Source organism: Streptomyces sp. NPDC045431 (genome assembly GCF_040646655.1).
In the GTDB taxonomy this organism is placed as follows: Bacteria; Actinomycetota; Actinomycetes; order Streptomycetales; family Streptomycetaceae; genus Streptomyces.
Genome location: NZ_JBEZAQ010000017.1, coordinates 88,850 through 107,133 on the forward strand (window position 1 = coordinate 88,850; position 18,284 = coordinate 107,133).

Genomic DNA, 18,284 nt, shown 5'->3' on the forward strand with positions numbered 1-18,284 from the left:
TCCGTGACACCGAAGTTTGAGCGCGTGCCATTGGCGTCTGAGCAATCCGGCCTGCAGTGAACTCCCCCGTGAGACCTCATTCGCCGCCGCCTGCACCCCCGCCCCCGCCGCTGTGACCGCCGCCGGAGTGCGTGCCCGTATCCGGGCCGGGGTCCCCGTACAGGCGATTGCCCGTGCGCCTCGGATGCCGGCCGCGACGGACTGGAACCGCCTGCGTGCGGCCAACCGGGCGTCGCACGGTCTCCTCCCGGAGCATGGTGCTTTCGACGGAGACGTACGCCGGCATGCTCGGGTCGCACTCGGCCTGTTGGAGGTGCCGCCGGCCCGCGTGCGTCACCTGACGGTCCGCGCCCCGAACATCCTGGAGAACAGATGGCTACGATCACTGCTCTGACTCAGCTGTGCCCGCCACCCTCGGAGCCCAGCCGTCACGATTGGGACGAAGTGGAGCAGTCTGTCGGGCTGTGCCTGCCTGACGACTACAAGCAGGTCGCAGATCTCTATGGGCGCGGTGAATTCAACAACTTCATCACCCTCTACCATCCTGGAGGGCACGAAGAATACAGCCTGACCGGTCCCATGCCGGGACGCCTGCGCGAACAGATCAAGCAGATCTGGCAGGCCGACCCGTATGCCGAGCCACTTCCCTGCAATGTCGAAAATCTTCTGGCCGCAGGTGTCACAGGAAACGGCGACTATATTTTCTGGATCGCGGATCCCGTCGAAGATCCGGACTCCTGGAAAATTACGCTCAATCACGCCATGCGCGGCGGGTGGTTCACATTCGAGGGGAAGATTAGCGAATTCATCCTCGCCGTCCTGCAGGGGTCCGTGCAAGTGCCCATGTTTCCTCGCACGCTTCCCACTGCAGGGCCCGTGTTCTCCCCAGCCCCACCAGAACGCGGCCCCAGCGTGCGGGTCAGCACAGAAGATGCCGCAACGAGCCCTAAAGAAGTCAGAGCATGGGCACGTGCCAACGGGTACGAACTACCGGACCGCGGACGTATTCCTCCCGAGATCGTCCGGGCTTGGGAGCAGCGCGGCGACGGCTGACATCAGATTGGCCTCCCTGCCTGACTGCGCCAAGGCAGGCATGGGCAGCTGGCCCCCTGTACCGAAACCCGCCGCACCAGAGGTCAACGGAGGCTGGCAATTCCGCCCAGGTCGGGAGTGAGTAGAAGCCCACTACCATCCGGCTGCGCCAGACCTGCTCGAATTGTCCGCGACTATCGCCGACCACCCGGCCAGCGGTACGGCGCTCGGGCGGTGGCCGGATATCGCAGCGGCCATCTCGCAACAGCTGCCCGCCGACGGCCAAGCCGTCGGCCTTCCGCCCAGGTGCGCAGCTCACCTGCACCTGGCAGACCGTACGGCCGCTGAGGAGCATCGCGCGGTCGGCATCCCATTGAGCTGGGCAAGGCACGAAGGCCAACACCAACTTGCAGCCACCGGCTTCCTGGCCAAGGTGCACGGGCTGGGCGATCGCAGGCAGGCGTCGGTGAGGTTCTCGACGGCGGTCAGGCTGAGGCGGACACTGGGGCCGGGCGGCAGGAGCAGGACGCGGCGGACACGGGACAGCAGCCGGGGCTCCAGGTGCCCAGTGCCGTAGACCGCCCGGAGCCGCAGCACCACGGCGCCCGCGGCGAGCGCCAGCGCCTCGCTGGCAGCCTTGGTGCGGCCGTAGGCGTTCAGGAGCCCGCGGGACGCGCAGTTCGACGCCTCTCCAGGTCCGGGTATGGGCGGCGAGGTGGTCTGGCGAGCGTCTCGCGACGAGTACGCCGTGTACCCCGGCCACCGCGACCGGGCGGGTGCGGGGACGGCGACGGGCACGCGGACGTGCACCTTGTCCAGTACGAGGATGAACTGCGGCTTGTCGGCGGCCTGCTTGTCGGCGGAGAGGTGAGGGAGGCCGCGCAGCCCGCTCCCGACACGTCCCGGTCGTACGCGCGAGGAGCGACCGGGGCGATGCACCCCCCCAGCGTCCGCCCGCCGGGGCCATGCGGGCGAGGAGCGGGGACGAGTGCTCGATGTCGGAAGCGGTCTCCGTGACGAGGGGGCTACCCCCACTCGTGCGGGGGACGACTCGTCGCCCAGCTCGCTGTCGGTGCGGCGGTGTCGCGGCTCCGCGTGGTTTCGTGCGGTACGGGGAGAGCCTTCAGCCTCAAGTCCGCTTAAGGGCAAGGCGCGGGCGTACGGGACGGGGTGACGCGGGCGGCCCGCAGGGCGAGGGACGCCGCACTGATCGCGCTGGTGAACGACACCTCGGTCAGCACGCCGGGCGCCGAGACCTGGTCGCCCGCGAGGAGGACCCCGTCGCCCCGGTCGATCGCCGGGCGGTCGCGCCACGTGGTGCCCGGGAGGTCGACCGCTCCCGTACGGCCGTTGGCGACGGCCTCGCGGCGCCAGAGGGTGCGCTCGCGCCAGCCGGGGAAGCCCTTGTCGAGCAGCCGTTCCGCGTGGGCGACACCGTCCGCCTTGGACTGCTGCGGGGCGATCGGGAACTGGCCCTGGAGGAGGGTCTGCCCGGCTGGGGCGAGGGAGGGGTCCTGGGCGGTGAACCGTTCCAGCCAGCCGGGTGCGTCCAGGTCGGAGATCACGAACGGGTCGCCGCGGTGCGACCGGAGCGCCAGGTCGAGCAGGACGGTGCGCCCGCTGGGCCAGGTGAGCGCCGGGTCCCCGAGGAGGCGGCGGGCGCCGTCCAGGGACGTGGCGACGACGACCGGGCCGTCACGGTCGGGCAGCGCGTCCACGCGGGCGGAGGTCTCGACGCGTACGCCGAGGTCCCGGGCGCGGGCAGCCATCCGGTCGATGACCCCGCCCCAGCCGCCTCGCGGGTAGTGCGCCTCGGGCGGCAGCGCGGTGGCCCGGCGCAGCCGCTCCTGCACGAAGCGGGCGGAGAGCGAGCCGGGGTCGTGGTGGAACAGCGCGACGGCCGCGAAGTGCGCGGCGGCGCGGCCGGCGGGGCCGCCGGTCAGGCGCTGCGACCAAGTGGCGAAGTCCGCGTCGACCGGGGCCTGTTCGGGCCTGCGGCGTGCCAGGCGGAGAATGCCGAGGGGCGGCGTGCGGCGCAGCTCGCCGTCCAGGTGGAAGCGGAACCGGGCGCTTTCGCGCGGCGGCACGGCGGCCATGGGCCCGAGCAGGCCGCGCTGCGTCAGCCAGGACCAGTGCGGGCCGCGGTGGTAGAGGGCGTGGGGGCCTTCGTTCGTGCGGTACGGGCCCTCGGCGGTGCGGGCCCGTCCACCGAGGGTGCGGTGCGCCTCGTACAGGGTGACCCGGGCGCCGGCTTCGGCGGCGGTGATGGCGGCGGTGAGCCCGGCGAAGCCGCCGCCGACGATGGTGATGGGGGTGGGCATGGTGTCTCTCCCGGAGGGTGGGTGTGTGGCCGTTCCTCAGGGATGACGGGTGGGCGGGTGCGATGTGTGACATCGGGGCGGGTGGGGGTGGTGCGGGCCGGGTGCCGGGCGCGCTGGGCGCCGGATGGTGCAGGCCGGATGCCGCACTGCCGGCTGCCGGGCTGCCGGGGGTGAGTCACCCAATCCACGGTGCCTCCGTAACAGGTGTGTGCAGTGACGGCCGCGGTCACGCGGAGGCGGCGCGCGAGGGTTCGGCGGCGGGCCCGGCGGCCGCGGCGGCGGCCGCCCTGGCCTCGGCCATCTTCTTCCGGCTGGGCAGAATCACCAGCGCCAGCAGGCCGCCGACGAGGGTGCCGAGGGCCGCGGCGGTGAAGCCGATCTGGAGGCCGTCGGTGAAGATCGGGGCCACCGCGTCCCGCACCGGCCCCCGCGCCTGCTCCGGCAGCTCGGCGATGGCGCTCAGGTCGCCGGAAGAGAGCAGCCCGGTCACCTCACCGCGCGCCGCCGGGTCCAGCTGCACGCCCTTCAGCGCGTCGGGGACCCCGCCGTGCAGGTGCTGGATCAGCAGCGTGCCCGTCAGGGCCACGCCGAACACGCTGCCGACCTGCCTGAACGTGTTGGACACGCCCGACGCGGTGCCGGCCTGCTCCGGGCGGACCGAGGAGAGCAGCGCGACGGTCGCCGGCGCTCCCACCAGGGAGACACCCGCTCCGAGCAGCGCCATCGACCACCAGTAGGAGTCGAATCCGCTGCCCGGCTCCAGCTGGGCGAGCTCGAAGAGGCCGACCGCGCTCGCCAGCGACCCGATCAGGATCGGGACCTTCGGGTCGAACTTGGCGGCGGCGACGCTGGCAACGTACGAGAAGACCATGATCGACACGTTGAGGGCGAGGAACCGGACGCCGGCCTCGGTGGTGGACAGACCGTTGACCTGCTGGAGGTAGAAGGTCAGCAGGAAGATGCTGCCGTACAAGCCGAACAGGCCGAGGAAGTTGACGCCTCCGGCGACGACGAGGACGGGGTTGCGGAAGAGGTTCATCGGCAGCATCGGGTCCTCGCTGCGCAGCTCCCAGGCGATGAAGGCGGCCAGGGCGACGGCGGCGACGACGAAGGAGCCGAGGATGACCGGGTCGCCCCAGCCCCGCGCGCTGGCCTCGATCAGGCCGTAGACGAGAGTGGCCATGGCCACGACGAAGAGGATCTGTCCGGCGATGTCGGCGCGACGGCGGTTCGGCGCCTTGCTCTCGGCGAGCCGGCCGGCGAGCACGAGCAGCGCGGCCAGGCCGAAGGGCAGGTTGACCCAGAAGATGGACTGCCAGCCGAAGGCGTCCACGAGGACGCCTCCGAGCACGGGTCCGGCGGCGAGGGCGAGACCGCCGATGCCCGCCCAGATGCCGATGGCGCGGGCCCTCGCGGCGGGCTGCGGGTAGGTGGTGGAGACGAGGGCCAGCGAGACCGGGATCATGATGGATCCCGCGGCGCCCTGGAGCACCCGGGCGACCAGCAGGAACTCGTAGTTCGGTGCAAGCGCGCAGAGGATTGACGCGGAGAGGAAGCCCACCAGACCGCCGAGGAAGATGCGCTTGCGTCCGAAGATGTCGCCGAGCGTCCCCGACGTGAGCAGGAGGCAGGCGACGACGAGGGCGTAGGCGTTGATGACCCACTGGAGCTGAGTCATGTCCGCCGAGAGGTCCGCCTGGATCTCCGGCAGGGCCACGTTCACGATGGTGGAGTCGAGGTACACCATGAAGACGCCCACGCAGATGAAGGTCAGCAGCAGACCTTTTCCTCGGGTGGTGTCCGGAGTCGTTTGTGTCATGTCTTCCTCATGTTCACGCGGAAATGGAGGGCTCCCAACCTGCGCGCAGCGGCGGGCCCTGCGGAGCCTGGGCATCAGAAAAGCTAACTGACCGACGGTCGGTCCGACAAGTGACCGGCGACCGGTCATGTACTCTCGACACAAAAATCTCGAGCAAGAAGGGCTGCAGTGATGGCTCAGACCGCGACCCCGAGGAAGCGCAAGCGCGTCGTGAAGACCCCCGAGGCGCGCAGGGCCGACATCCTGAGGGCCAGCCGGGAGGTGTTCGGGACGGCCGGCTTCGCCGACGCGACCATTGCAGACATCGCGACGGCCGCGGGCATGGGCAAGGGCAGCTTCTACATGTACTTCGAGACCAAGGACCACGTCCTGGCCGCCCTCTGGGAGCAGTACGTCAGCGCCTTCTACGACACCACCCAGGAGATCCTGGGGCGGGGACAGGCCTGGTGGCCCACCATGGACGAGCTGCTGCTCAGGCTCCTGGACCACGCCATCGAGAACGCGGAACTGCACCGGCTGGTCTACGGATCGGCGAACGCGAAGGCGCTGGAGCTGTGCAAGGAGTCCAACGCCCGCGTGGTGGACACGATCTGCGACTTCGTCCGGCGCGGCGCGGTGGCAGGCGCGTTCCGGAGCGCGAACCCCGAGTGGGCGTTCCGCATGATCTACCACGCCGCCGACGGACTGCTGGACGAACTGATCACCGACGGATCGCCGATCGACGCCGAGGCGATCAGCCGCAGCGTGCTGGAGATGGCCCACCGGACGCTCGGGGATCCGGGCCTGGGCCCGGCCGGCCGCTGACGCGCCGCTCGGCCCGATCCCGGGCCGAGCACGCACGAAGCCCGCTCCGGAAGACGCCGGGAAGGCGATGGGCTGCTGCAGTACCGGGGCCACGGAGCGGTCGATGTCCGCGACGCCGGGTTCATCGACGGCATCGGTCTGGCGGTGCGCCACGCCGCAGTGCGCTGGCACGAGCACCCGGACTTTCAGGAGCACTGGGCGCCGCCGCGCGTCCCCGTCGAGGAGCTGCTGGTGTACGGCCCCCGCTACCGCGATACGGCCGCACCGCGGTGAATGACCCGCGCAGGCCGTCCCGCCCACCGGTGCGGGACGGCCTGCTGTTGCCCGGAAGCGGGCCTACCTTTTCCACGGGACGGTCACCGTGGCCGCGATCCGCCTGTGGCTCCGCTCGCAGTGAAGTGCACCATTCAGAGGTCCTTGGCACCTGGGTAGTGCTGGCGAAGTTCTCAGGACGAGCACCAGCTCGTCCTCGGCGAACCCACGTGCTTCGGCCTCGATCAACTGGAGGAAGGGGGCCGTCACTGGTCATCTCCAGCGACAGGGATTGCAGCCTGCCGGAGTGACCGGAGGTTCCGAAGCCGATCGTCAGTGGGCGAGGGCACGCTGGGGGCATGGAATGCGCGTCAGGTGCACGCCGTGGTCGCGGCTGTGTCGACCAGTAGTTGGGACCAGTGGTGGTCACCGCTGGCCTGACAGACGTGCCGAGTGATTTGGTTTGTGTCGAGGGTCCACAGCCGTCGCTCGGTGCCCGTGGCTCCGCCGGCGAGACTCGCAAGTGTGGAGCCGTCGGGGCTAACGGCCAGGACGTGAATGCGTTCCGCGTGGCCGCTGAGGACGGCCGTGGTGTGCCGGGTTTCGACATCCCATAGCCGCAGCGTACGGTCGCCGCTTCCGGTGATCAGGGTTTCCCCGTCGGGGCTGAAGGCGAGGGCGAAGACCGAATCACTGTGACCGGTCAGCACGGCCGTCGACTGGTGGGTGCTGGTGTCCCACAGTCGTGTTGTGTGGTCACCGCTTGCGGTGGCGAGAATGCGGCCGCGGGGCTGGAAGGCCAGTTGGTAGACATCCGCCTTGTGTCCGGTGAGTGTCGCCGTGGTTCGCCCGGTTGTGACGTTCCATATGCGGACTGTCTGGTCGCCGCCCGCCGTGGCGAGCGTCCGCCCGTCAGGGCTGAAAGCCAGGGTGAAGACGGCATCCATGTGCCCGGTCAGCACCGCGGTGGTGCGGCGCTCGGCCACGTTCCAGAGTCTGACGGTGCCGTCGTAGGTGGCGGTGGCGAGCGTGCGGCCGTCGGGGCTGAATGAAACCGTCATGAGCGGGCTTCGGTGTTCGAGGACGGCGAGTTGCCGGTGGGTAGCTGTGCTCCACAACCGGATGCTGGTCTCGACACCCCCGGCCGTGGCGAGCGTGCGGCCGTCAGGGCTGAACGCCAGGCGGCGGATGTTGTTGCGGTGACCGGTGGGCATGACCGTCTCACGCTGTCGGCGCACGTCCCACCATCCGACCGTGCCATCGCTGAAGGCAGTGGCCAGGGCCCGCCCGTCAGAACTGAACGCCACATCGGAAGCACCTTCAATGCGGCTCCCGAGATCGGCGAGCATCTGACGCGTCGCTGTGTCCCACACCCGGACCGTGCCGTCGCCGCCTACTGCGATCGCGCGGCCGTCGGGACGGAACGCCACAGCGTTCACGGCGACGTCGCTGTGGCTGGTGACGACTCCGATCCGTCGGTGGGTGCCGGTGTTCCACAGCGTGACTGTGCCCGCCATGCCGGTGGTGGCGATCACGCGGCTGTCCGGGGAGAACGCGATACCGCGCACTGTCTGGCCTTCGCCGTCCAAAAGGGCGATTGTTCTCCGGGTCTTGACGCTCCACAAGCGGGTCGTGCTGTCATCGCCGGCCGATGCCAGGAGTTGGCCGTCCGGCGAGAAGGCCACCGCTTGGAGGGCATCGGAGTGGCCGGTGAGGGTGGCTGTTGTTCTGCGGGTGTGTATGTCCCACAGGTTCACGGTGCGGTCGGCACCGGTCGTGGCCAGAGTGCGGCCGTCCGGCGAGAAGGCCAGGGCCAGAACAGTTCGGGTGTGTCCGGTGAGGGTGGCTGTTGTGCGGTGGGTCCGTGTGTCCCATAGCCGTACGGCCTGGTCGCCGCCGGCGGTTGCGAGGAGGCGTCCGTCAGGGCTGTAGGCAAGGGTGTTCACGGCATTGGTGTGCCCGGTGAGCATCGCGGTTTCCCGCCGTTTGACGGGGTCCCACAGCTTGATGCTGTGGTCAGCGCCGGCAGAAGCGAGGGTCCGTCCGTCCGGGCTGAACGCTACATCGGTGACGGTGTCGGTGTGGCCGCTGAGGGTGGCCGTCAGCTGCCACGTACGCGTGTTCCACAACTTGATGGTGTGATCCTCACCCGCCGAGGCCACCGTGTGTCCGTCGGGGCTGAACGTCACCGACCGCGCGCTCTTGGTGTGTCCGGTAAGTGCATTGGCGCGGTACATGCCGTACGCGCTGATCAGACTGGAGCGGGCCTCCGACGTGGGGCTGCGCTGGAAGCCTTTCAGCGCCGTCAGCATCGCCGCTTCCGGTCGCTGGGCGAGCAGTGCGTCGCTGCGAGCTGCGTACTCGCGCGATATCGCGATATCGCGCTGTGCGTTTGCGACCCGTTGCGCCCGCACTGCCCAGACCGCAGTGGCGGTGGCCACCAGAAGCAGAACGGCCAGCAAAGCCACAGCCTGGCGCCGCAGCCGTGCACGCCGTCGTACCGCCGCTTCCTCTGCTGCGCGCGCAGCCAAGCCGGCATCGAGGAAGGCCGACTCCAGGATGGTCAGTGACCGTCGGTCCAGGCCGCTGGCTAGCATCAGGCGGGCGCCGCGATACAGTGCCCCGACATCACGACCCAGTTGGTCCCACGCGGTGGCGGCCTCGGTGAGATGCCGGTGGGCACGTAGGCGCTCGCGGTCCTCCTCGATCCAGCTACGCAACCGGGGCCAAGCGGTGATCATGGCTTCGTGGGCGAGTTCGACGGTGTCCTCGCCGATGGTGATCAGACGTGCGCGGGCCAGCCGGTCGAGGATCACGCCCGTGTCGGGGTGCTCGGCGGTGTCGAGTTCGCTTCGGGCAGCCGGGCGGCGGGTGTCAGGGGAGCCTTCACCAGGTGAGATCAGCCGCAGCAGGACCGTCCGGGCCAGCTTGGCCTGCTCGTCTGACAGACCGGCGTAGACGTCCTCGGCAGTTTGCGCGATCGCGCCGTGCAGCCCGCCTGCCGCCTCATACGCCTGTAGCGTCAACGCCCGCCCCCGGCGGCGGCGCCAGGTCTCGTGCAGAACGTGCGACAGCAGCGGCAAGCCGCCCGGCTCACCCTCTACCTCCCGGACCAGCCGAGCCGTCAGCTCCCGCTCGACGATCAGCCCGGCCCCTTGCGCCGGTTTGACGATCACCTCGCGCAACTCGGATGCACTCATCGGCCCGACCAGCAGGCCCGAAGCGGACACTGCCTCGGCCAGGGCACGGTGCTCGGCCAGACGCCCGTAGAAGTCGGCCCGTACGGCGATGACAACGCGCAGCCGGCTGTCCGGCTGCCTGGCGGCCAGTAGCCGGTCGATGAACTCGGTGCGTTGTGCGGCGTCGCGGCAGAGAGTGAACACCTCCTCGAACTGGTCGATGACGATCAGGGTGTCACCGGCGGCGTCCTTCGGCCCCAGGGCGCCGGCATGGGTGCGCAGGGGGTGCTCGCCCGGTATCAGGATCCGTATAGCGGCCACCCCGCTCGCGCTGTCTTCGCGCAGCGTCGGTATCAGCCCGGCGCGCAGCAGAGAGGACTTCCCGCTGCCCGACGGACCGAAGACCGCCGAGAAGCGATGCTCGCCTTCCATCCGGCGCAATTTGGCCACCAATTCGTCCCTGCCGAAAAAACGATCGTGATCGTCAGGCTCGAACCGCGCCAGTCCCTGATACGGCGACAGGCCCCCCTCCTCCAGACCCTGGGACGCCGACTCCTCGCTCGCCTCCTTCCAGCGCCGCTCCCACTCCTCCACGTCACCACCGCAAGCCTTCACATAGGCGAGGGCGACAGCGAGCGAGGGTAACTGCTCCCCAGCGGCCGCCTGCGACAGCGCGGTCACCGAATAGTGGGCCCTGCGGGCCATCTCACGGTAGGTGAGCCCTTGCGCGTCCTGTCGCAGCTTTCGTAACTCGTAAGCGAACCGCTGCACCGGACCCTCGTTCGGATCGACTGGCCTTTCTCGACGCCCCACAACCCCCCCGCTCCCACGTTAATTCCCCTCACGCAGAGGACCGCTGCGCTGAGGGCACGCTACGAGCACGTTCAGCGTCCCTACAAGGCGATCTTGCGCCGATGCCGCCCCGCTCTAGCCGCGCCTGATTGTTCAGTGTGGTGACAGGGGCCTGCTGAACAAAGGTGCGTCCCGCTGAACTGGTGCTGCGGGGCCCCAAGCGCCCCGCTCGCACGACGGCGGGCAGCCGCCCGCACACCGAGCAGAAGGGGGACACAGTCCATGGGAATGAAGACGCGTATCGCGTCCGCGGCAGCCACAAACAGGACGGGTTACTGGAAGCGCGTCCGGGCCGTTGGCGGCGTGGCCGCCGCGGTGACCGCCGCCGTGGTGCTGAGCGCATCACCGGCGTCGGCCAGCGGCGACTACAGCGGTCTGTCCACGGTGGCCGGCAGCGGCGGCTTCAGCGACGACTGGAACGACGAGGGCATCCTGTCGACGAGCCGCCACGCCTCGTCGAACGCCACCTGCCTGTGGCAGAAGGTCCTGTGGGCTGACGGCAAGCTGGACTGGAACAGCATCGACGGCGTGTTCGGTTCGGGGACCCGCGAGGCGACCAAGGCCTGGCAGCGACGTTGGGTGGGCGCTGGCGCTGGCGCTGACGACGGCGTCGTCGGCAAGGCCACGTTCACCGCCGCCGGCAGGTCCCTCGCGGACACAGACGGAAACGGCTCCGTGGACACCTACATCGGAACCGACGGTCGTTCGTTCCTCGTCGGCCGGACCGCTGACGGCGACTACACCTTCTACGACCGCAACGGCGAAAAGCGACTCGCCGGCTACAACTACCGCACCTGCACCTGATCAGAGGCGCATCCCACCCGGCGCCGCCACACGAGGAAGACCCACGAGGACCACCCTCTGAGCGACGCCGGGTAGGCGGGCAGCGGTATCTCCCGGGCGCCCGTGCGCTTTGCAAGGTGCGCCGCCGGAATACCACCGAGGCGGTGATCGGCGCGATCACCGGCCCCGTGCATCGGCCGCAGACGCTCGTGCCGAGCCGCCTCGACGAGACCGAGGTGCTCCGATCGGTCGGCCGCAGTACGCGGCTACGGTCGGACGCTGCGCGCGACCTGGCCGAGCGGTTGACTGGGCCCGGAGATCCCTGGGAAGGCGTGCGGTTCACTACGTCCTGGGGGGTCGCGGGCACCGTTCGACGTCGTTCTGGCCGAACCGGAGCTGGCCGCCGAGATCATGGTGGACACGGCGCTGGAGCGCGGATTGTGGAGGCACCCAGTGCGCTGACCTGATCGGCCAGACCTTCGGGTGGCCTGGGACGGCGAGTACGGCGTCGACGTCGTCCCCGTCTGACCTCCCACACGACGAAGCCCCGCCCGCAGGTCGATCCAACGGATGGGGCATCGGTGCGTTGCCCGGGGGCTAGTTCCAGGTGGTGTCGGCGGCGCCCCACTCCGGTGCCGGGGAGGTGCCCCAGCCGGTGTCGCGCCGGTTCCAGTCCTGGTCGGACCCCCACCCGATGTCGCGGCTCATGGCCCCATCCTTCGTACGCGGGCGCGCGAGGTGCGCACCAGTGACCTCACCCGCGACCATCATCCTCGACGGCGGTGACGCCGGGCATGCAACCTCGACGGCAGTGTCGGCCCTGGTGCTCGACGGCGACGAACACCGCGCGCTGCTGTCATGCCTACACAGCCGGCCGCTTTCGTCCCGGGTTCAGAGCGCCCCCGCTCCCACGCCGCTGCCCGGCCGCCGACCTTCGGTGCCGCCGCGGCCGGCTCGGGCGCGGTGACCCCGAGGGCGGCGAGCCGTGGGTATGAGGCGCTGGTCAGTCCGGCGGTGAAAGAACAACCCAGTGTCGTACCCTCATGATCACCTACGTCCATATAATCATTTTCGACCTCGGGGGGTGGTCGGCGGACGGGCTCTGTCCAACTTCCCCACGCACCACATGGAGGGGAAAACATTGATCAGGATGAGGCGAGGGCGAAGGTGCGCGGGCGTCGTTGCGGGCGCAGTGCTCGCGGCCCTGGCGACGGTGCCACCGGCCCAAGCGCGCGTGGCGGACACGATACAGGCCGTGAGAGCACAGGAAAGTGTCGTCGCAGATCCTGCCCTCCCGGACCAGCTCGACCTGCCGGAGATGCCTGACCTTCCCGGGGAAGTCGTCGACATCGCCGCGACGCCGTTCTACGACTCACTGGTGAACGTCAATTCCGGCAAGTGCCTGGACGTCCCGGGCAAGTCCAAGGCCGAGGGCGTCCAGGTGCAGCAGTGGACCTGCAACGGCGGAAAGAACCAGAAGTGGATGCTGAAGTACGCCGACACGCGGCTCAGCCTGAAGATGTATTACGTGGTCAATGAGAACAGCGGCCAATGCCTGTCGGTCAAGGGCGGCAGCAGCAGCGACGGCACCCCCATCATCCAGTGGCCGTGCAAGGCGGGTGACACCGCCGAGTACTTCGTACCGCTGAAGGTGAAGAGCAGTACCGGCACATGGTTCGTCCTGTGGAACGCCAAGACGGGCAAGTATCCCCAGGTGAACGGCCAGAGCCAGGAGAACGGAGCCAAGGTCAGTCAGTGGAAGGGCCAGGAGAGCAAGCACTTCTACTGGCACCGCTGACAAGAACGAGAAGCGTGCGCCCGTGGACTGCACAGAAGTTCCGCGGGCGCAGGCTGTCGGCCTACTGCACCGGTACATGTACCGGTGCAGTAGGCCGAGGGGACGGAACAGGCCCGACCGCCCCGACGTCCGCAAACCGGTGCCGGGTAGGGGCGCTGGCAGCTCGTGCCGGTTTCGAAGTCGCGTCCATCGCGGTGGTCGGGCCTGAGCCAAGACGTCGTGCGGTGCTCATGCACGGCAGTCTCCTTCCGCCACGGCTATACAGTCGCCCGAAGCGACGCATGCGCAGCTGCCTCAGATCACTCCGAGCTCGGTGAGGACCGCGTGGCGGTCGGCCGGCAGCTTGACGCGGCGCGCGCTGGTTGCTGATCCACACGCCGAGTTTCACCTCGTGCTCCTGGTCGTCGTGCACGATCCGCTCGATGTGGTTGCGGGGGACGCCGGTCAAGGTGCCCTCGCGGGCGAGGTAGGCGCGCGCTGCTGCGACGCCGTGTTCCCATGCCGCCGCTCGGCCGCCGCCGGTGCGGGCGCGGGTGCGCTGACCCCGAGGGCGGTGAGGCGTTCGCGCTGCGCGTCGGAGAGCCCGGCCCAGGTCTCGCGCTGCCGTGCGAGCCACCGGCCGACGTCCGCACCGTGCACGGTCACCCCCGGGGGTGATCTCGTCGGCCGCCGCGCCGCCGTCCACGATCAGCGCCCGCGTAGTACCGCTGCCAGTCGATCGGCTACGCCGGGTTCCAGTCCGGGTCGAATCTCCGCGATCACCGCGCCGCGCGGAGCCGCCGGCGTCCCGTACCGCCCCATGTACAGCCGGGCGGCGGCGAGGTTGTCCTGCCAGTCCGCCTCAGCCGGGTCCCACAACATCCCCAGCCGCTCCAACCGTGCCACGAGCCGAGCTGTACGGAGGCGTACGCCCGCCAGGGCTGTTTGAGAAGCGGCGGTGTTCGCGGGCGGACGACGCGATCCACCGCAACGGTCATCCAGGTCATCAAGGTCGACCAGTCCGCCGCCTACCCTGTCTTCGCCTACCGGAGCTCTTTGGAGTGCGGCGGCGAGCTCCGCTCTCCGGATGGACGAACCCTTGGACGAACCCTGCTGGGGCCACCTGTGATGGGCGCATCTTCTCCCATCCCGTAAGCTACTCGTCGGTAATCGGGGGGTCGCCGTTTCCCTTCGTGCACCCCCCAGGGGAACTCGGGGCCTGGCTGCAGCGGACTGACCATCCGTGAGCGCCGTGCCCTCCGGCATGGGACGTGCATGTACCACCGTTTCAGATTCAGAGCAGTCACTTTTTTTACGCTCCTCGGCGTTTTCATGACGCTCGGCATGGGTGAGGACAGCGCGCTCGCCACGCAGAGCATCAGACTCGTCAGCGCCGAGAGGCAGCTGAGCCAGGCCGAGGCCAAGCTCGACAGCGACCGGCTCGCCGCCATCGTCAAGGGCACTGCGGCCGCCTCCGGCTGTGACAAGCTGCCGCTCCTGGAGAAGCCTGCCTGCTACCGGGAGTTCGCCGGCAAGGCCATAAAGGTCGGCGCCGGCATCGGCATGTTCGCCTACGGCATCCACCATCTTCACAAGGACACCGTCGACCACTTCGGCACGGTGAAGAAGGAGGTCGCCAGGCTGCAGAAGCTGAAGGAGGCCTTCAAACAGGACCCGAGCACCATCGCGGATCCCGAGTACCGCAAGAAGGTCGAGGGCCAGATACGCGCGGTCGCCGCCGGCGCCCAGACGGACATCGACAAGCTGATCCGGGACGTTCTGGAGACGATCGAGACCATCATGGTCATGATCCAGCTGACGCTGATGCTGATCCAGCTGACCCTGATGCTGGCGCAGATCGTCAGCGACCCGGCGTTCAAGAAGGCGGCCAACAGCATCAGGGACAGCCTCGACGGCATCAACAAAGCCCTTGATCAGATCAACGCCGGCTTCGCGGAGATGAACCGCGGGTTGAACATGATGAACGACGCCGTCGACGACATCAACCGCTCGCTCGACGACATGAACAAGTCCATCTCCAAGGCCAATAAGGGCATGGACCAGCTCAACGAGGGCATCGGCGAGGCCAACAAGGCCGTCGACGACATGAACAAGGTCGTGCCTGATATCAAGAAGGCCGCCGAGAAGCTCCATGAGCTGCCGGCCATCGACTTCGACTTCTCCCACATCGGCAAGACCTGGAGCGACGGCTCCTCCGGCCTGGACTCTGAGGAGCAGCAGCGCCGCATGTCGGTCCTGCTCGGTCTGCTGCCGGGCGTCGGCGATGGCAAGGGCATCGTCGAGGCGGTCACCGGCAAGGACCTGGTGACCGGCGAGCACCTCGACGGCTTCGACCGGGGCCTCGGCTCCCTGGCCGTGCTGCGGTGGCTGAAGCTGGGTGGCAAGCTCATCCCGGACGACATCAGGGGCGCGCGCAAGGGCGACGCGGCCCTCGAGTGCAACAGCTTCCCGGCCGGAACACCGGTTCTGATGGCGGACGGCTCGCACACGCCGATCGAGGACCTACGTGAGGGCGATCTGGTCCTGGCGACGGAGCCTGGTGGCGAGAGCGAGCTGACACGGCCGAGGCCGGTCCAGTCGGTGCCGTTCACGTCCGCCTACATGGACAAGACGTTCGTCCGCCTGACCGTGGCCGCCGACGAAGGAGACTCCCGCGGGCAGGGCACCGTCACCTCCACCGAGAACCACCGGTACTGGCTGCCCGAACGCCAGACCTGGGTCCCGGCCGGTGGGCTGCGCACGGGCGACCGCCTGCGAACCCCCCAGGGCGGGCTGATGACGGTGACCGCCACCAGCCGTTCCACCGACCGGCTGGACACATACGACCTCGACGTCAGCGGCATCGACAGCTACTACGTCCAGGCCGGCACCGAAGACGTCCTCGTCCACAACTGCACCGATCTGGCGCGCGCCGAACAGATGTTCCCGGGCGTCGCGCACACGCTGGACGAACATGTCAACGTCACCCAGCAGCAAATGAAAAACCTGGCCATCGAAAAGACCCGCAAGATGGGCCGCCCCACATCCAACTCCCGCTGGTCCAGCGCGGCCCTCGCCCAGAAGGCTGTCAACCAGCTCGTCACCGAGAAGGATGCAGAAGTAAAGAAGTGGGTGGCGAATGCCGGTAAACCCAGTGGGAAGCAGCAGCTGACCCTCACCGGAACATGCGGCACCGGGTCACTTGGCGACAGCATGGACCACCTCGGCAACTACAGCCCTACGACAAGCAACAAATGCAAGGTGACCCTCGCCGCCAAGCGTGGCCACAAGCCCGGCGGGTTCTACGTCCTCACCGCCTACCCGCTGTAGAAGGACCCTCACATGCACAACCCAATTACAGAGCAGGACAATCTCACCTTCGACTTCGGAGCTACCGACCTGGGCACATCCTTCCACCGCGATTGGAGTAACTATGCCGACAGCGCGCTGGACCACATCGCGCAGCGGTACGGCACCGAGGGCGACCCGACCCCTGTGCTCCTGCTCATCGAGGACCTCCTGCGGCTGAGGGATTCCACCCTGAGCGGCGAGGCGATCAGCCTGCTGTGGTACGCCACCGACATTTCGCTCGGTGCTCCCGGCATCCCGGGCAAGGAGAGGGAGTGGCTGCAGGAGGTACTGTCCTTCGTCATCCCCATCGCACGGTCCCGCGGCGCCTCAGCAGTCTCCTGCTCGACCTACCCCCCATGCGTGCCGGACGGCACGAGTGCGGCGGCAATCGAGCACCGGCGGCTCACGGCGGACGTCGTGGAACTGGTCGGGATGCTCGACCAGCAGCAATCATGGAGCTACACACCACTGGCGCCAACACGCCAGGCACTCGTGCGCTGCGCCGAGACTGTGTGTTCCGAACTGGCGTTCCGCTTCCTGCTCTGCGCTACCGGCCCGTTCTGCTCACGCCTTTCCCCGGCGACGTACGAGCGCCTGGAACGCGTGAGTGCAGCGTTTGGGCACGGGCCGTACGTGGTCAGCGCGGTCCGTTACCTCGTGGACGAGTCGGCCGCCCCCTCGTGACCCCGGCCCGGCTGTACGCGGCACGAGGACTGGGAGAAATTGGCCCTACGCCGGGGGAGTACCCCGGTCGTTCCTGACGACGGTCTTCGAGACTTCCACTCGTAGGTCGGCGTCGCCATGCCTGGCGACGCCGATCGGGGGTGTACGCCGCAATGCTGGCGAGCCTCGGGGGCCAATGGACGTCTGTCCGGCGCCGCGGGCTTCAATCCATCCGTGGGCAGACCCCGCCCCGCCCCGACCCAGTAGGAAGGAGGCTGGGCACGCTGCCGGTCCGGAGCGGGCCGGCGAACGCGAAGTCTGCGGCGCGCGGCCTTCGTGATCAGGCGATGCGTGGTAGGCCTGGCCCCGACCCGCGGGTACGGCATCACACCGGTCCCCATGGGCAAATGCCAGTGCCCACTGGCGGAGCCCGTATAAAACATGGCTTCTGCCCGGACCGTCGGTTCGGGCAGAAGCGGGTGCTCCGGGCAGAAGCCGCAGGAGTTACTGCGGCATCAGACCAGCAACGACGGGCAGGATCTTCTCCTCGACGTCCCCGATCCCGGGCCCGCCTCCACCGGCGGCGGCAAGTCGGCCACCCTGCGCTGCATCGCCTGCCAGGTGCTCCACCACGGCTCGCTCGTGTTCGTCCTCGACACCAAGCGCATCTCCCACCCGTGGGCCCGCGGCACCGACGGCGTCACCTACTGCCGCGACATCGCCGACATCCACGACCAGCTCATCGAGCTCGGACAGATAGGCCGGCTGCGCACCCGGATCGCCGACGAACTCGGCATCGACGCCGACCCGAAAGCCATCAGCCGCCGGCTGCTGATCCTCCTCGAAGAGATCAACGCCACGATGAAGCAGCTGGCCCGCTACTGGGAGAAGATCCGCGCGTCCGGCGACCCGAAGGTCTCCCCGGCCGTCGACGCCCTCAACGAAATCCTCTACATGGGCCGCCAGCTGCGCATGGACGTGCTCCTGGTTGCCCAGTCCGCCACCGCCCGCGCCCTCGGTGGGCCCGAGGTCCGCAAGCAGTTCGCCACCCGCATCCTCGCCCGCTACAGCATGAACGCCTGGCGCATGCTCGACCCCCGAGGTCCACCCGGCACCGAAGTCAACCAAGCACCACGGCCGCGCCTAGGTTGTCATCGGCGGCACCGCCCACGAGACCAAGGTGCTGCTCTTCACCGAGACCGAAGCCCGCGAGTGGGCCACCACCGGCAAGAAGCCCGCCGACGACCCGAACCCCGCAGTCCTCCCGGCGCAGCCCGGCCCCGTGCAGATGCAGAAGCCAGCCACGACCGGACGTCGTCGCCGACGGTTGGGGCCTCAAGCCCCCGGCCACCGACCCGGGCGACGCCACCTCAGCGGCGACGTCGCCGGCGAATCCCGCCCCCGGTCGACGACGACCAGGCGGTGGGACTCCGCTAGGGGGTGTCCGGAAA

Annotated in this window: 13 protein-coding genes; 8 read left to right on the top strand and 5 right to left on the bottom strand. The window is 68.9% G+C overall.

Features of this window, described 5'->3' with window-relative positions; translation table 11 throughout:
* Window positions 1-372: 372 nt before the first annotated feature.
* Window positions 373-1,053, top strand: coding sequence for a histone-like nucleoid-structuring protein Lsr2 (locus AB0A69_RS27435; protein ID WP_361427469.1), 681 nt, complete (start codon window positions 373-375; stop codon window positions 1,051-1,053).
* Between the two features lie 1,118 nt (window positions 1,054-2,171).
* Here the strand turns inward: AB0A69_RS27435 and AB0A69_RS27440 are convergent.
* Both AB0A69_RS27440 and AB0A69_RS27445 read right to left on the bottom strand, forming a co-directional pair.
* Entirely contained in the window at window positions 2,172-3,353 is a 1,182-nt protein-coding gene (locus tag AB0A69_RS27440) for an FAD-dependent oxidoreductase (protein ID WP_361427472.1), read from the bottom strand.
* 226 nt (window positions 3,354-3,579) lie between these two features.
* Window positions 3,580-5,172 (bottom strand): DHA2 family efflux MFS transporter permease subunit, encoded by a 1,593-nt coding sequence (locus AB0A69_RS27445; protein ID WP_361427475.1) that lies wholly within the window; start codon window positions 5,170-5,172, stop codon window positions 3,580-3,582.
* Window positions 5,173-5,343: 171 nt separating this feature from the next.
* Between AB0A69_RS27445 and AB0A69_RS27450 the strand changes: the two genes are divergently transcribed.
* On the top strand, window positions 5,344-5,976 hold the full coding sequence (locus AB0A69_RS27450; RefSeq protein WP_361427478.1) for a TetR/AcrR family transcriptional regulator: 633 nt from the start codon (window positions 5,344-5,346) through the stop codon (window positions 5,974-5,976).
* A gap of 144 nt (window positions 5,977-6,120) precedes the next feature.
* Window positions 6,121-6,249 (top strand): hypothetical protein, encoded by a 129-nt coding sequence (locus AB0A69_RS27455; RefSeq protein WP_361427481.1) that lies wholly within the window; start codon window positions 6,121-6,123, stop codon window positions 6,247-6,249.
* Window positions 6,250-6,599: 350 nt separating this feature from the next.
* Here AB0A69_RS27455 and AB0A69_RS27460 read toward each other — a convergent pair whose 3' ends face one another.
* Window positions 6,600-10,178 (bottom strand): helix-turn-helix domain-containing protein, encoded by a 3,579-nt coding sequence (locus AB0A69_RS27460; protein ID WP_361427484.1) that lies wholly within the window; start codon window positions 10,176-10,178, stop codon window positions 6,600-6,602.
* 309 nt (window positions 10,179-10,487) lie between these two features.
* On the opposite strand from AB0A69_RS27460, the gene AB0A69_RS27465 reads away from it, so the two are divergent.
* Both AB0A69_RS27465 and AB0A69_RS27470 read left to right on the top strand, forming a co-directional pair.
* Window positions 10,488-11,063, top strand: coding sequence for a peptidoglycan-binding domain-containing protein (locus tag AB0A69_RS27465; protein ID WP_361427487.1), 576 nt, complete (start codon window positions 10,488-10,490; stop codon window positions 11,061-11,063).
* A gap of 1,234 nt (window positions 11,064-12,297) precedes the next feature.
* Complete coding sequence (locus AB0A69_RS27470) at window positions 12,298-12,840, top strand: RICIN domain-containing protein (RefSeq protein ID WP_361427490.1); 543 nt, start codon at window positions 12,298-12,300, stop codon at window positions 12,838-12,840.
* Window positions 12,841-12,901: 61 nt separating this feature from the next.
* Here AB0A69_RS27470 and AB0A69_RS27475 read toward each other — a convergent pair whose 3' ends face one another.
* Window positions 12,902-13,288, bottom strand: coding sequence for a hypothetical protein (locus AB0A69_RS27475; protein ID WP_361427493.1), 387 nt, complete (start codon window positions 13,286-13,288; stop codon window positions 12,902-12,904).
* Window positions 13,285-13,485: a helicase associated domain-containing protein gene (locus tag AB0A69_RS27480; protein WP_361427496.1), complete on the bottom strand. Its 201-nt coding sequence runs from the start codon at window positions 13,483-13,485 to the stop codon at window positions 13,285-13,287. The genes AB0A69_RS27475 and AB0A69_RS27480 overlap by 4 nt, the downstream gene beginning before the upstream one ends.
* Window positions 13,486-14,094: 609 nt before the next feature.
* Here AB0A69_RS27480 and AB0A69_RS27485 point away from each other — a divergent pair.
* The 3 genes from AB0A69_RS27485 to AB0A69_RS27495 all read left to right on the top strand — a co-directional run bounded on the left by AB0A69_RS27485 (window position 14,095) and on the right by AB0A69_RS27495 (window position 18,270).
* Window positions 14,095-16,149: a pre-toxin TG domain-containing protein gene (locus tag AB0A69_RS27485; protein WP_361427499.1), complete on the top strand. Its 2,055-nt coding sequence runs from the start codon at window positions 14,095-14,097 to the stop codon at window positions 16,147-16,149.
* A gap of 12 nt (window positions 16,150-16,161) precedes the next feature.
* Window positions 16,162-16,854, top strand: a complete 693-nt coding sequence (locus AB0A69_RS27490; protein WP_361427502.1) for a hypothetical protein — start codon at window positions 16,162-16,164, stop codon at window positions 16,852-16,854.
* Window positions 16,855-17,274: 420 nt separating this feature from the next.
* On the top strand, window positions 17,275-18,270 hold the full coding sequence (locus AB0A69_RS27495; RefSeq protein ID WP_361427505.1) for a hypothetical protein: 996 nt from the start codon (window positions 17,275-17,277) through the stop codon (window positions 18,268-18,270).
* The last annotated feature ends 14 nt before the right edge of the window (window positions 18,271-18,284 follow it).

Excerpts from the sequence above, each read along its gene's own strand:
- AB0A69_RS27445 (WP_361427475.1), bottom strand. The coding sequence starts at position 5,172 with ATGACACAAACGACTCCGGACACCACCCGAGGAAAAGGTCTGCTGCTG.
- AB0A69_RS27435 (WP_361427469.1), top strand. The coding sequence starts at position 373 with ATGGCTACGATCACTGCTCTGACTCAGCTGTGCCCGCCACCCTCGGAG.
- AB0A69_RS27440 (WP_361427472.1), bottom strand. The coding sequence starts at position 3,353 with ATGCCCACCCCCATCACCATCGTCGGCGGCGGCTTCGCCGGGCTCACC.
- AB0A69_RS27490 (WP_361427502.1), top strand. The coding sequence starts at position 16,162 with ATGCACAACCCAATTACAGAGCAGGACAATCTCACCTTCGACTTCGGA.
- AB0A69_RS27495 (WP_361427505.1), top strand. The coding sequence starts at position 17,275 with ATGGCTTCTGCCCGGACCGTCGGTTCGGGCAGAAGCGGGTGCTCCGGG.
- AB0A69_RS27450 (WP_361427478.1), top strand. The coding sequence starts at position 5,344 with ATGGCTCAGACCGCGACCCCGAGGAAGCGCAAGCGCGTCGTGAAGACC.
- AB0A69_RS27465 (WP_361427487.1), top strand. The coding sequence starts at position 10,488 with ATGAAGACGCGTATCGCGTCCGCGGCAGCCACAAACAGGACGGGTTAC.
- AB0A69_RS27485 (WP_361427499.1), top strand. The coding sequence starts at position 14,095 with ATGTACCACCGTTTCAGATTCAGAGCAGTCACTTTTTTTACGCTCCTC.